Origin of the sequence: Micromonospora sp. AMSO12t (genome assembly GCF_008806585.1) — a bacterium.
In the GTDB taxonomy this organism is placed as follows: domain Bacteria; phylum Actinomycetota; class Actinomycetes; order Mycobacteriales; family Micromonosporaceae; genus Micromonospora; species Micromonospora reichwaldensis.
On record NZ_WAAS01000005.1, the window covers coordinates 1 to 13,732 of the forward strand.

At 67.8% G+C, this 13,732-nt stretch carries 11 protein-coding genes and 4 pseudogenes; 9 read left to right on the top strand and 6 right to left on the bottom strand.

All coding sequences use genetic code 11. The features are described from left to right. Positions 1–479: hypothetical protein (locus tag F6X68_RS33355; RefSeq protein WP_225851894.1), on the top strand; the 479-nt coding region annotated here is incomplete at its 5' end. A gap of 141 nt (positions 480–620) precedes the next feature. On the opposite strand, the gene F6X68_RS01380 is transcribed toward F6X68_RS33355, so the two are convergent. The 3 genes from F6X68_RS01380 to F6X68_RS01390 form a co-directional block, all read right to left on the bottom strand. Then, positions 621–1,115, bottom strand: coding sequence for a hypothetical protein (locus tag F6X68_RS01380; RefSeq protein WP_151452508.1), 495 nt, complete (start codon positions 1,113–1,115; stop codon positions 621–623). A 76-nt stretch (positions 1,116–1,191) separates the two neighbouring features. Next, positions 1,192–2,301, bottom strand: coding sequence for a GNAT family N-acetyltransferase (locus tag F6X68_RS01385; protein WP_225851895.1), 1,110 nt, complete (start codon positions 2,299–2,301; stop codon positions 1,192–1,194). Between the two features lie 381 nt (positions 2,302–2,682). Continuing rightward, the gene (locus F6X68_RS01390; protein ID WP_151452510.1) at positions 2,683–3,363 is read right to left on the bottom strand and encodes a hypothetical protein; all 681 of its coding nucleotides are present in this window, start codon (positions 3,361–3,363) and stop codon (positions 2,683–2,685) included. A 195-nt stretch (positions 3,364–3,558) separates the two neighbouring features. Between F6X68_RS01390 and F6X68_RS01395 the strand changes: the two genes are divergently transcribed. From F6X68_RS01395 to F6X68_RS01420, 7 genes and pseudogenes are all read left to right on the top strand, one after another. Next, positions 3,559–4,026, top strand: coding sequence for an aspartyl/asparaginyl beta-hydroxylase domain-containing protein (locus F6X68_RS01395; RefSeq protein ID WP_225851896.1), 468 nt, complete (start codon positions 3,559–3,561; stop codon positions 4,024–4,026). A 217-nt stretch (positions 4,027–4,243) separates the two neighbouring features. Continuing rightward, a pseudogene (locus F6X68_RS01400) lies at positions 4,244–5,475 on the top strand (RNA polymerase sigma factor). A 269-nt stretch (positions 5,476–5,744) separates the two neighbouring features. Beyond that, positions 5,745–7,004 (top strand): carotenoid oxygenase family protein, encoded by a 1,260-nt coding sequence (locus F6X68_RS01405; protein WP_151452511.1) that lies wholly within the window; start codon positions 5,745–5,747, stop codon positions 7,002–7,004. Positions 7,005–7,023: 19 nt separating this feature from the next. Beyond that, positions 7,024–7,905: a GntR family transcriptional regulator gene (locus F6X68_RS01410; protein ID WP_151452512.1), complete on the top strand. Its 882-nt coding sequence runs from the start codon at positions 7,024–7,026 to the stop codon at positions 7,903–7,905. 239 nt (positions 7,906–8,144) lie between these two features. Beyond that, positions 8,145–8,501: pseudogene (locus tag F6X68_RS34760) on the top strand (transposase); the annotation flags it as partial. 146 nt (positions 8,502–8,647) lie between these two features. Continuing rightward, positions 8,648–9,106: pseudogene (locus F6X68_RS33925) on the top strand (transposase); the annotation flags it as partial. A 56-nt stretch (positions 9,107–9,162) separates the two neighbouring features. Continuing rightward, positions 9,163–9,954: a hypothetical protein gene (locus F6X68_RS01420; protein ID WP_151452513.1), complete on the top strand. Its 792-nt coding sequence runs from the start codon at positions 9,163–9,165 to the stop codon at positions 9,952–9,954. A gap of 241 nt (positions 9,955–10,195) precedes the next feature. Here the strand turns inward: F6X68_RS01420 and F6X68_RS01425 are convergent, their stop codons facing one another. The 3 genes and pseudogenes from F6X68_RS01425 to F6X68_RS01435 all read right to left on the bottom strand — a co-directional run. Then, on the bottom strand, positions 10,196–11,497 hold the full coding sequence (locus F6X68_RS01425; protein WP_151452514.1) for a toprim domain-containing protein: 1,302 nt from the start codon (positions 11,495–11,497) through the stop codon (positions 10,196–10,198). Then, positions 11,497–12,717 (bottom strand): type IV secretory system conjugative DNA transfer family protein, encoded by a 1,221-nt coding sequence (locus F6X68_RS01430; RefSeq protein WP_151452515.1) that lies wholly within the window; start codon positions 12,715–12,717, stop codon positions 11,497–11,499. The genes F6X68_RS01425 and F6X68_RS01430 overlap by 1 nt, the downstream gene beginning before the upstream one ends. A gap of 184 nt (positions 12,718–12,901) precedes the next feature. Further along, positions 12,902–13,222, bottom strand: a pseudogene (locus F6X68_RS01435) (transposase); the annotation flags it as partial. Positions 13,223–13,495: 273 nt separating this feature from the next. Between F6X68_RS01435 and F6X68_RS01440 the strand changes: the two are divergent. Next, positions 13,496–13,732 carry a hypothetical protein gene (locus F6X68_RS01440; protein WP_151452516.1) on the top strand — a complete coding sequence of 79 codons (237 nt, stop codon included), beginning with the start codon at positions 13,496–13,498 and terminating at the stop codon, positions 13,730–13,732.

Consider the following 13,732-nt stretch of genomic DNA (forward strand, 5'->3'; position numbering starts at 1 on the left):
TCAAGCAGTTCGTCGCGGCGATCCAGAGCGACACTCTGGTGCTGGAGCCGCGCCACCCCGGCTGGCTGCTCGACCCGGCCAGGCATGAGCTGGTCCAGCCCGCGAGCGCGCCGGAGATCGCCGAACGGGTGAGCCGGGTCGTCGGAGCACCGCTGATCGGCACAGACGCCTACCAGGCACTGTTCCGGTCGATCGCCGAAGAGGGCCGCGCCAACCCCGCCTTACCACAGGCGCAGGCGGAGGAGGTGATCCGTGAGGCGTGCGGCCGGCGGGGACACACGGTCACGAGGAGCGCGATCCACTTTGTGCTCATCGGTCTGAAGTACAGCGGGGTCGAGTGGCGGGAAGCACGACACGACGCGGCGAACCTCGCCTCGGAGTTCGCCGGTAACGTGCTGCGGCTGACGGTCAACGCTCGGATGGAGTTGTCGGAGGCGGAGCGGGCCGCGGTGTGCGCGTGGATCCAGGACGAGCACTGAACCACGCCAAGCCCGCCCGCCGCCACTATGAACTCCGACCAGATCCCAGTGCGCTGTCATCGGCACGACCGCGCACCCGCCACCCTTGGACGGCGGCTGCCACCCGTGACGCGCGGTCAGCGGCAGATCCGTGCACCGTTGTCATGCGAAGGACTGCTCGGCGAAGCTCATCCCGGCGCGCTCGGTGGAGGTGAGTGCCTGCCGGGGGACGTGTTGCGGCGGCAACCGCAGGTACTGGGTGTAGCCAACCGCTCGGAGGCGGAACTCGAAGTTCTGACCCTCGATGTGCCACAACGGTTCCGGGTTGCTGTCTGGGGAATCAAGCCGGTGAACGTCGGCGATCTCCATGACTTCGTGAAGCGGGCCGAGTCTGCCGTCGATGTTCCACGCCCGTTCGAACACGAGCGTCGCGGGCGCGATCCAGAAGGTGAAGTTTCGGTCTCGTCCTGCAGGTTGCACCCACCACACGATGTAGTCGAGGTCCAGCAGCATCCTGGCGGGCGGAAGGGTGCCATCCGCGTACTCGCGGATGCTCACGGCATGGACCCGGCAGTCATGCCATCCCATGCCCGGGAAGTCGGCGTCGGTCCAGGTCGCCTTGGTCAGTCCTGACGGGGGGTGCGGCAAGGTGAACACCGGGTCAGTATCCGCGACGGCGCGCTTTCATCGGCAAAGTCGCGCGGTCAGCGGCATGAGCGGATGCACCATCGGTTCAGAATCCGATCGAGTTGAAAGGCTCGGGATCGGTGCGGAAGAGTCGTGAAAGGGTGGCCAGGGCATCCGCTTCTTGTGGGCGGATCTTGCCGGCGCGAGCCAGGGCGGCGGCGGACATCCCCCCGAGGTAGAGCGATCCGAGTGCCTGTATGTCCAGGGTCAGGTCCGTGGCGCCATCAACGCGCCGACATTCGGCTTCACCTTTGCTGATCTCAAGTTCCCACGTACCGATGTTGTGGGGGCACTCTGGGTCTTTCTCGACGGTGATCCTGAGGTAACCGTCGGTGTCGTAGCCGCGGCTGGTCAGGGCTTTGGGAAGGTCGAGGACTCGTACCCAGAGGTTGTCCGACTGCCGCGTGACGCGCATGGCCCGCGGGTTGCGTAGCATCCAGCGCAGAGGCTCGTCGGCCGGTCGGGCCGGGGCGACGACTTTGCGCGTGAGGTCGAAGTCAAGCAGCAGGGACCACATGGCTCGGTAGGCCTCATCGGTGAGCGCCTCCAGCGCTTCGACCACCAGCACGCCGACCCCATCGGGGTTTGTCGACCACGGCAGGCGATAGTTCGCGATGCCATCCACCTGCCCTGCCGCGTCGCGGTGGATAAGGAATCGCAGCGGCCCGTCGGTGCCATTGGCCTCATCGGACAGGCCCGCCCAGCGGCCCTTGGGTGCCGCGATCTCGCCGACCCGTGCCCGTCGCACCCTGTCAAAGATCCCGGGCCACACCTCCCGCGCTGTCGCTGCATCGACCAACTCCAGGCTTCCCAGGTCAGGATCGGCGTCGACAAGCCGGGCGGCCGAGCGTTCCATCTCCCAACGGGTGCGCAGCGTCGCTGGGGAGAACCCAAACCGCCCATAGATGCTGCCCTCGCTCGCGCTGAGCTCGGCGATCGCCTCACCACGCTCAAGGGCATCGGTGAACATCGCCTGCATCATGCCCCGCAGCAGGCCTTGCCGCCGATGAGTGGCGATGACGCCGGTGCCGGTGACGCCACCCATGGGCACCACGCGCAGCCCTGGAGCTGTCACCTGGAGCGACAGCATCGCCGTGGCCCCCACCACCTTGCCGTTCACGATCGCCGCTTGTGGTCGGAAGGTTTCGTCCTTCATCAACTCATCAGCCCACGACTCCAGCTGCTCGCGAGTCGCTGGCGGACGCGGACACGGCCAAGCCTCCGCGCCGCCGTGCCACGCTGCGGGGTACGGCTCCCAGCTCGGTAGCCCGTTTGCGAACGGCAGCGCCCGCAAATACTCGACAACCTCGTGACGCTCGACAGGACGAATCTCAGTCACCACACGGCCCATCCCTCCAGGAAGGGGGCCAAGCACGCAACCGAGTTACGGAAAAGCAACCTCACCAGCGTCCCCTCATCGGCAGTTCCGGGCGCCTGCCGGCGTGCCGACCGCGCTCACGTTACGTGACGCGCGGATCGCGGCAAAGTAGTGCGTGTGCATTCGTCTCGCCGAGCCTGCCGCCGGTCAGGGAAGCCCTTACGCGATCGGCTCAGGCTGGGTGGTCGGGTGGCCGGTCCAAGGTTCTCCGCGGCGGGCGCGTTGTGCGCTACTTCCCGGCGGCAGGTCGAGAACGTCGATCAAGGTCGGATCTTCGTCCACGACGTGGTGGAGGTGTCCGATCCTGCCGGTGCTGCTGTCCGCGTCCGTGGCGCCGATAAGTTGCCAGAGCCCGTCGTCAACCTCGTTGCTCACCAGCAGAACAGGTTCGCGACGCTCGAAGACCTCGATGGTCTGGATGCACGTGGTGCCCACCAGCCAGTGCCGCATCCACCACGCGCGTCGATCATGCCGCATGACGTGGTCCGCAACCCACCACACGAACGGCAGATCCTCATGGGATCGAGCCTGATCTGCGGTCAAATCCGGGCCGCCCTGTGGTACCCGCTCGAACGGCTCGTCGATGAGTGAGAACGCATGACCGTCCTGGTGCTGGAACACGACGGCGTGGACCGTGCCGCCACCTGGATTGCCGGCACCGATCCCGATCGACAGTCGGGCGACGTGGGGCTGCGACCGCGTGGTCCAGCCGAACGCGTACGAGGCCAACTCGCCGCGAGGCCCGACGAACTCGCCGAATGCGCGGCGGTCCATTCCCGCGCCCTCGCCCTCGGCAGTCGGCACCTCGACGAACGAACCTTCCAGCACCTGGACATCCACGTGGCCAACCTAGCCGAACTGCTAACCGGCTGCAGATGCGACAAGACGTCCAACGCGCCCTGGGCCTGGAACAGACTGCGGCACCGTCAGCGGCATGAGCGTGCGTCTACCGCTGGAGGTGCGTACGAGGGCCACGATCGTCACGAGGCGGCGCCGTAGCCCGCATCATCCGTCGTTGGTGCATCATGGTCTCTCATGTTCCTGGATCAGCGGCATTTTCCCTTCCTGGCCGATCTTCGGGCACGGTGGGAGGCCATCCGGGATGAGTGCCTTGCTCTGCCGCGGAAGACCTATCAGCCGTGGGTGCAACGCGAGATGTACGGCCAGGGCTGGAGCGTGTACGGGCTTGTCGCCTTCGGGGAACGGATTGAGGAGGCGCTCGAAGCTTGCCCGAACACTGCCTCCGCGTTGACGAAGGTTCCTCGCCTGACGACCGCTGGGTTTTCTCGGATGGCTCCTGGCACCCAGATCAAGCCACATCAGGGGTGGGTTACGACCGTTTACCGCGCGCATCTCGGGCTGGTCGTGCCTGAGGACTGCGCACTGCGAGTGGGCGACGAGACCCGGCAGTGGCGCGAAGGCAAGACCTTTGTCTTCGACGACACCGTCACGCATGAGGCGTGGAACTACGGCTCCAGCGACCGCGTCGTGCTCTTGTTTTGATTTCGCCCGTCCTGGCTACGAGGACATGCCGCAGGACGAACTGCCGGCCTCGGTGGCAGGCTTCGTACGACGCGGTGGATGAGCGAGACACCCCCAGCGCATCTTCACGGCCCTGCATCGAGGCCCCCGACCTGGACGTGGCGCTCAAGCTCGCCGCCGAGGGGTCGAAGGCCTGCAACCGGAAACTCGAGGTGCGGCCGTTCCTGTCAGGAGCCCTGTGGTCGACGTCCGGGATGCGATCACCCAGGCGCACACGCGGGAGTGGGCCCGGGTGGTCGCGCCCTCTCCAGGCGGTTCGGTGACCTCGACATCGCCGAGGAGGCGGCGGCCGGAGCTCGCGACCGCCGTCGAGCGGTGGCCGGCCAACGGCGTACCGCCCAATCCCGGCGCCTGGTTAACCACCACCGCCAACCGCAAGGCCATCGACCGGATCCGACGCGAGAACAAGCGCGACGACAAGCACAAGGAGGCTCAGATGGTGTACGACGACGACCCGCCCGAGCCTGTCGGCACCATCGACGACGATCGGCTCCGGCTGATCTTCACCTGCTGTCACCCGGCGCTGGCGATGCAGACCCGCGTAGCGCTGGCGCTGCGCATGGTCGGCGGTCTGACCGTGCCCGAGATCGCCCGTGCCTACCTGGTGCAGGAGACCGCCATGGAGCGGCGGATCACCCGCGCGAGGCCAAGATCAAGGCGGCCCGCATCCCGTATCGGGTGCCGTCCGTGGAGGATCTCCCGGCACGCGTGTCTGGCGTGCTTGCCGTCCTGTTCCTGGTGTTCAACGAGGGCTACCTGGCCACCGGCCCCGACACCGATCCCCTACGTCACGACCTGACCGCCGAGGCGATCCGGCTCACCCGCCTGATCCGTGCCCTCATGCCCGACGACGGTGAGGTGGCCGGGCTGCTGGCGCTGATGCTGCTCACCGAGGCCCGCCGCACCGCCCGGGTCTCGGCCAGCGGCGAACTGGTTTCCCTGGCCGAGCAGGACCGTGGGGCCTGGGACGCCGCGCTGATCGCCGAGGGGCATCGGCTGGTGCGCGAGCGCCTCGCCGCTGCCGCCGCCGGGGTGGCTCCGGGTCGCTACCAGATCTTCGCCGCGATCAACGCCGTGCACACCTCCGCCCGCGATATGCGCGACACCGACTGGTCGCAGGTCCTCGCCCTCTACGACCAACTCATCCGCCTCGACCCCTCCCCGGTCATCGCCCTCAACCGGGCAATCGCAGTAGCCGAACTCGACGGCCCGGACGTGGCACTGGCGGCCGTCGACCGTCTTGAGGACAAGCTGTCCGGCTACCACCCCTACCACGCCACCCGCGCCGAACTTCTGCGCAGGCTGGGCCAAAGTCAGCAGTCGCGCGCGGCATACGACAAGGCCATCGAGTTGGCAGGCAACGCCGCCGAGACCGCCTACCTGACACGCCGCCGCAACCAACTGCGGTAGCGCCCACGGATCCCGATCGACACCCCGCGCGCAGCGGCGGCCGACCCCGGCGCAATCAGATCGGCCCGACACCAGCATGAGGTCGTCAGCTTCTGACGGTCGGCACTGCACTGTCATCGGCACGAGCGGTCGGCGTTAGGTCTGCCGGGTAGCCGGACTGCGATGCCACGAGGGCTTATCCAGAGGGCTAATGCTTTTGCACTAGTGCACAGCGTGGCATTTCCCCTTACAGGCGAGGGCTCAGGCGTCTTTTTTCGTACGGTGTCCACATGAGGTATCTGGAACGCCGTTTCGCGTCCGTCACTGAAGAGGTCACCGCATATGATCTCCCGGTTACCGGGCGGATCCCGGCCGAGCTCAACGGCCGCTACCTACGCAACGGGCCCAACCCGCTGGGCGTGGAAGATCCCGTTGTGCACATCTGGGGTATGGGCCAGGGCATGGTGCACGGGGTGCGGCTGCGTGAAGGCCGGGCCGAGTGGTACCGCAATCGCTTCGTGCGGACCCCGGGCTTCGCGCCCATGGTGCACGTGATCGAGCATGCCCAGCGAACCTTCGCCATGGCGGAGGGTGGCCTGCCGCCCGCCGAGCTGGACGAGGAGCTGAACACCGTGGGCGTTTGTGCCCTGGGAGGGACCGCGGAAGGGTTCACGGCGGGAGCGCACTCCAAGCACGACCCGCTCACCGGCGGGCTCCATTCGCTGTCGTACATGCCGGGTCACGACGTCGTCCAGTACATCGTGACCGACGCCGAGGGAAGCGTCGTCCAGACCACCACCATCCCCATGACGCGAACGCCATTCATGCACGACTTCGCCCTCACCGAGAACCACGTGGTGTTGTGGGACACGCCGCTGGGCTTCGACGGGTTTGACTGCCGGTGGTTGGCGGAGCACCCGACGCGGGTGGGCGTCATGCCGCGGACTGGAGGTGACGTGCGCTGGCTGGACATCGACCCGATCCATGTCAGTCACACGCTCAACGCCTACGACGACGGCGACTCGGTCGTGGTCGACCTGGTCACGGCCCAGGGGCCGTTCGATCCCGCCGACCCTGGGGCGATCCGGCCCACACTGGACCGTTGGACGATCACGTCGGAGGCGATCCACCAGCGGCACATCGACGACCGGCCGCAGGACTTCCCGCGCGTGAACGAGACGCGTACAACCCGCCCATACCGATACGGTTACTCGGCCGCGACCGCCCTGTACGGAATCCCGTTCACACCCCAGGGCTCGCCATCGGACGACGCCTTCACCAACGCCCTGGTCAAGCATGACCTGGAACGGGGAACGACCGAGGTACACGGGTTCGGGAATGACGAGGCGGTCGGGGAGGCCGTGTTCGCCGCCGCGGGGCATGGGGAGGACGAGGGGTACCTACTCACGTACGTGCACAATCCTCTTCGCAACGCCAGCGACCTGGTGATCCTTGCGGCCCAGGACTTCACGGGCGAGCCCGTCGCGCGCGTCCACCTCCCGGTCCCGGCGCCGCTCGGCCTGCACGGCAACTGGCTGCCTGACCGCTGAGGCATGGCAGCATGACGTCGTGAACGATCTCCAACCGCCGTATCTCCAGATCGCCGCCGACATCGAGCAGCGCATCGCCGATGGAGAGCTGCGGCCCGGCGATCCCATCCCCACCACCAGGGCGATCATGGGCGAGTGGGGCGTGGCAATGGCGACGGCCACCAAGGCGCTGGCCGCCCTCAAGCAGGCAGACGCCATCGAGTCCGTGCCTCGGGTCGGCGCCGTGGTCGCTCGCCGGAGACTGCCCTCGCGTTCGGCCGGCGGTCTCGAACGCGACCGAGTCGTCCGCGTGGCAATGGAGATCGCCGACGCCGACGGCTTGGCCGCCCTGTCCATGCGGGCGGTGGCGGCCAAGCTCGGGGTCGCCACCATGACCCTCTACCGGTATCTCGACGCCAAGGCCGAGCTCACCCAATTGATTGCCGACGCCGCATTCGCCGAGATCAAGTATCCGGAGCCGCCGCCGGAATGGCGTTCCCACCTGCGGGTGGCCGCTCAGCTGCAGTGGGCGACCTACCAGCGCCATCGCTGGCTGCCACGGCTCGTGTCCATCACCCGGCCGGCCACGCTGCCGGGCCTGCTGGCGTACGCACTGTGGACCCTGCGCGCGCTTGACGGCCTCGACCTGGACCCGCGCACACGGCTTCACGTCTACGCCACGATGGTCAACTACGTGCGAGGGACGGCGGTGAACATCGAGAGCGAGGCTGGTGCTGAGCTGGACACGGGGATGACGAGCGAGCAGTGGATCAAAACCCGGCTCCCCATCGAGGGGCCGCTGATCGCCCAGATCACGGAACCGGGCACGGAGCTCGATCTCGAGTCACTGTTCGCCTTCGGCCTCGAACGACTACTCGACGGCCTGACCCTCATGATCACGCCCCGGAAGATTCGCCGGTGACCGGACCTTCACCAGCGCGGTGTCGTCAAACACGCCGGCTGGAATCCACTTGGCCGTGTAATCCTGTGTCACCTGCGGGCAGCGATCTGCCGGACGCCGGGTCGGCGAAAATCCGCAGACGCCCACCTCGGTGAGCGTGGCGGACCGCGGGCCCGCGCCCGTCCTAATGAGTTCTGGGAGTAAGAGCCTGGTAAATAAGGGTTTCGGGAGGCCGGCGGGGTCGGTGCAGATCGACAACCGTGACGGCGTCGGCGTGGCTGCGTGACATAGGGAAAGGCCTCCGGTACGAGCAAAGGCGACAAACCAGCACGACCGAAGGCCCAACCCTGTCTGTATACCTTGTCGCCGGTGTCGCCGCATCCACCACCCCGGCCACCCTCGATGCTCACCTGCCCACCGCCCGGCCACGGCACTACCCGTCCGACACCAGCGACGCCGAATGGGCCGTCCTCGCCCCGTACGTCCCGGCCGGCACCGGACGTGGCCCGCCGATCATCTACCCACGCCGCGACATCGTGGACGCCATCCGCTATCTCGACCGCACCAGCTGCCAGTGGGACGCGCTACCGGCCGACTTTCCCCACCACAAGCTCGTCTACCAATACTCAAGACCTGGACCGCCGACGGAACGCTGCACCGCATGCACAACAGCCTGCGAGAACAGGTACGTGAGCAGATCGAGGAACGTAACCGGCAACCGACGGCCGCGCTGGTCGACTCTTAGTCGGTACGCGCCGCGGAGACCGTCGGCCGCCCCAGCCGCGGCTACGACGCGGGGAAGAAGGTCAACGGCCGCAAACGGCACATCGCCGTGGACACCTGCGGACTGCTCCTTGCGGTCCTGGTCACCGGCGGCAACGTCCAAGAGCGTGACGGTGCCGGACCCCTGCTGTGGGCGCTACACGCATGCTTCCCCACCATCCAGCTGACCTGGACCGACAGCGGCTACGCCGGCAAACTCGTCACCTGGGCCGCCACCCACCTCACCCTGACCGTGCAGATCGTCGCCAAACTCGCCGGACAGACCACCTTCGTCGTCCTACACCGCAGATGGGCGGTCGAGCGCACCTTCTCGTGGATCAACCGGTGCCGACGCACCATCCGCGACTACGAACGGCTACCCGGCCACCACGCCGCGATGGTCCAATGGGCCATGATCATCGTCATGGCCCGCCGCCTCGCCCGCCACCAACACACCTGAAACCCTTATTTACCAGGCTCTTATCCCGCCGTTCCTAGAACCTGGCCGAACGCCGGGTGAGCACTGCAGCATCCGAGGGCATCACGCTCCGCGCAGCGCCGTACGCGGCAACAGCGGATGGGCGTTGTGCCCGTCTCACCCGGGTGACAGACGGTGCCGAGACCATGGAAGCTCGCTTCATGGATTCGTTGCTCGCTGACCTCAACCACCCGGCGATCGAGGCGTTCCTCGACGCCGTGGACGAGGTCATGAACAGCAATACGCTTATGCTCAAGGTCCGCGCCGACGTCCCGGTACAACCGGGCAACCGGGCAGCGATCCTGTCCGACTTCCTTCGCGCCCCTTTGTTCCACGAGATGATGCTCACCGCGGACCGGGCGCGCGGCTGGTGGATGTTCCACGAAATGCCGTATGAGCCGACCGCAGCGGCGCCGATCCCGGCTGCGGGCGCCCCGGGGTCGCTGGTCCGCGACGGGTTCCGACTGACCCTCAGCCCACTCGACGGCGCCGGCATGGCCGCCCGCCTGCGATGGATGCTCACCAGCGCCTGCAGCCCCTACCGCCGCCACCTCGACGAGAACCGCGCGCGAGACCTGGCCGGGGAGTTCCTCCGGCACGTGTTCGACTCCGGAGGCGGCCTTGGTCCCGTCGAGCCGGACCGGCGGTCGGGGACCGAAACACCGTGGGAGTTCTGCACCGTACGGCCGGACTTCCTGCGGGGCATGGACGAGCACGCCGACGAGCCGTACCAGCCCGCGTACTTCGAAGGCTGCGAGTCGGCCGACACCGCAACGTTCTTCCACCAAGGTGAGGTCTTCTACCTCCTGCTCACCAACGGCGCCCCATAGAGCCAACAGAGTTCGAATGGGCATGCAAATGCATGGTCGTCGATTTCTGAACTTCCTGTCATCGGCATGAGCGGGCATTCAGGCGGTCGGCGCCGGTCGCTCCTCCCGTTACGCGACATGACTCGGCTCGTTGAGATCGGATCTCCGTGGGGCCAGTCATGGGCGTCCTGGTGGGCCAGGTTCGGCAACTGCGGATGCAGCGCAAGCAGAGCCCTCGTGCTGAATCGAGCATCGTCCTCATTCATGCTATGCGGCGCTGCTGGCGTGGGCCGCGCTGACTGATATACGCGGGCCCAGGCCGAGAGGGGTCGGCAAGTGCCCGAGGAGCGGTGGGTACGGATCGCAGCGGTGGAACCGCGCTCGGGCGGGGGCGACCAACGTTTGAGTCGGCGGAGCCGCTGTCGAGTCCTGCGGGGAAATGACCGATCTGGCGCAGTAGACCGTCTGCGGCGTAGGCCATCACCGTGCCGATACCGTCGTGGGACCGCTCGGCGATCCGGGTCCTCTCGACGATGTGCTGCGCCAACCGGTACGCCTCACCAGGGCCTGCCGCGTCGAGCACCCGGGGTGAGAGGATCCGCGCCGCCTCGTAGCGGCCCCCGATGTCGTCGAGCAGCTGCGGGCTGCGGCCGAGCAGGCGGTCGAGGTGGTGGTCGACGACGGCGAAGAGCAGCGGCCGGGTCTGGTGTCGCAGCGCGGCGCGCAGCTGCGCGCGACCGTTGGGCCGGGCGAGCAGGTCGGCCGGGTCGGCGCCGGTCGCGAACTCGGCGGCGAGCAGCCTGCCCTGCGCGCCCGGCTGTCGTAGCAGGTCGAACGCGGTGTCGGCGGCCCTGCGTCCGGCCGGGTCGGCGTCGAAGGCCACCACGATCGCGTCGCGGCATCCAGGCATCGAACGGAGGATGGCCGCCTGGGCTGCGCCGAAGGCCGTGCCACACGGTGCGACCGCGACCGCCCCGGGAAGGCCGGAGCGGGAGTACGAGAGCCAGATGGCGATCGTGTCCGCCGGGCCCTCGACGAGTACGGGCTGCCAGCCGGCCCGGATGCGGTCCTGCTGCTCGGCCACGCCGAAGAGCAGCTTGTCCTTGTGGTAGAGGGGCGACTCATGGGTGTTGAGGTACTTGGGCAGCTGCGGGTCGGCGGTGAGGGATCGGTCGCTGGCACGGCCGATGAACGCCGCGACGTGTCCGTCGGGATCGCGGATGGGAAAGATGATCCGGTCGCGGAACACATCGATCAACCGGTCCGGGTTGTCGCGGGTGGGCTTGGAAAGCCCCGCGACTACGAGGTCCTCGGGAGAGAAGTCCATTCCCCTCAAGTGATCGGTCAAGGCCGACCAGGTCCGTGGCGCGTAGCCAACCCGCCAGGGCCATTCCCTGTCGACCAGGGTGCCCAGGGCGCGGCTGGTCAGGTAGCGGCGCGGCTCTTCGGTGGCGGCGAGCTGGCCGCGGAACCAGGCCACCGCGGCTTCGTTGGCGGCAAGGAGTCGCCGTGGATCGTGCTCCCGGTCGGTATTGCCCGCTCGGACTGGGTCAGGGGAGGCCATCACGACGTCGTCGCCTCCTCAGGACGCGTCATCCCGTGGTGGTTCCGGTTGGCGTTGGTGGTGATCCGTGCCTCGGCGGCGGTTGCCGCCGCAGCGAGCTCTGCGGCCAGTGGCCCGGTGTACCAGGGCCGCAGGTCCAGCATGACGGCCCGGATGCCGGTGGCCAGCAGTAGCGCGGTGCCCTTGGGCATGGCGCGAATTTGGGCGGCGTCGAGGATGCGCTGGCGCCGTACCGACGTCTGCCAGGAGGTGCCGCCCCGACCGTCGCGGGTGCGGGAGGCCACGGTGATGTCATGGTCGCCGACGAGGCGGGACAGGTCCTCGGCGAACTTCGCGTCGTCGATTCCTGCGCCCACGAGTTTCGCTGTGGCCGCCGACCAGAGGGTGTCCATGCCCTTGTCGCCCCACACTCGGGCGCCCTGCCGGTAGGACTGCAGGATCGTCAGTGGGATCACCCCCCGGCTGCCCAGGTGCGAGTACAGGTCAGGAAGGTCGCGGATTTTGCAGATGTTTGCCGCCTCGTCCAGCACTGCGACCAGGGGCGGGTCAAGTCGACCGCCGCGCACCTCGGCGGTGCGCACCGCCTCCCGGAGTAGTTGGTCGGCCAGCCCGGCGACGAGCGGGGCGGCGTTACCGGCGCCGTCCTTGCTGAGCAGGTACATGGTGTCTGCGCTGCCGGGGAATGCCCGCACGTCGAGGACCGGCAACACCCGATGCTGTGGCGGGGTGACCCAGGCCATGATCTGTGGGTTGGCCAAGCAGGCGGCTGCGGTCCGTGCCGTCTCGTACAGGCCTTCGCGGGTCTCTGGCGCGCCGGCCTGCCGGCCCGCCAGGGCCCGCGCGGACGCGGCGTGCCCGTGGGTTTGGAGGATCTCGCCGGGTTCCCGGGCAGTGGAGTCCGACAGCCACCGTTGCACCGACGTGAGCGTGCCCCTGTCGAGCGCGGCCGCCAGGATCAGGGAGGTCAGCAGGTCCAAGGCGCCGAGGATCCAGAAGTCGTCGCCGCCGCGGCCATTGCGGATCTGTTGAACGAAGTGGTCGGCCAGTCGTTGGGCGTCCTCGATCCCGCCGACGGCTTCCAGCGGGTTCCACCACCAGCTCTGCTGTTCGTGGGTGATGGCCTGTGGGTCGAACACCCAGACCCTGCCGTGCTCGGCGCGGTGCGCGGCGGTGACCACCGGCACCCGCATCACACGGCTTAATCTCCACACGTCGTTCATGATGGACAACCATGGCGAGAGCCCTTAGCGGGCGGTCTACGGCGTTACGGAGCGCCGTGCCAGCGAGGACTTCGTTAAGCTCACTGCGGAGCGTCCGCTACGGGCGGATGCCGGGAGTGTGGATCTAACGGCTCTGTCTCACATTCGGCTCTGTCTCACATTCGGTGGTGACGGAGGGTGCTGGTTAGCCGAGCAGGATGCGGTGTCGCAGGAGAGTGAAGCCCGCGCGTCCGTACATCTGTCGCTTGATCAGTTTGGTTTTGGTGTTGACGCCTTCGGTGCCACCGTTGTGGAAGGGGTAGGTCAGGGCGGCGTTCACGGCGTCACGGTCCAGGCCGAGGCCGCGGGTGAACGTGTGCAGGTGGGGCAGGTCGATGGTCTTGGCCTCGGCGATCCACGCGGTGAGACGGTCGTCGTTGCCGGCGGCGGGCGTGAGGAGTGCGGCGAACGAGCCGATGAAGCCGGCCAGCGCGGTCATCTGTGGACAGGCGCCGGTGAGAGCGTCGACGAGCGTCCGCTGATGTTCTTTGAGCTGGTCGGGGCGGTCAGGGCCGGTGGTGATCATGTTGGCGCAGAACGACCATTCCACTGGCATATCTTCGGCGGCCGGTCCTCACGGTGGCTCATGGCATAGGGCTGGTACAACGGCGGTGGGGTTGCCCTCGACTGTCGGAGTTGATCTATGGGTGAACGGTGGCGGGCGCCTTCACCGGTGTCAGCGGCCTTGCTGGCGGTTGCGTTGGCCTTGGTCGGGAATCTGGCGACCAACGTGGTCGAGGTGGATCGGCCGTGGTGGCGGCCGGTGGTGTTCAGCACGCTCGTGCTGCTGGTCGTCGGGGTGCTGGTGCTGGAGTGGCTGCGGCATCGGGCCGCGCGTGCCCGGGAGCAGTTGGATCCGGCTGGTGAGCGGGCGCGGGTGTTCGGGGCGATTCCGCGTGCGGCGTGGAGGTGGCAGCTGCGGCCGGTGGAGCAGAAACGAGCCGGCCGCGACATCGGCCTGCGGGGGCGCTCGTGA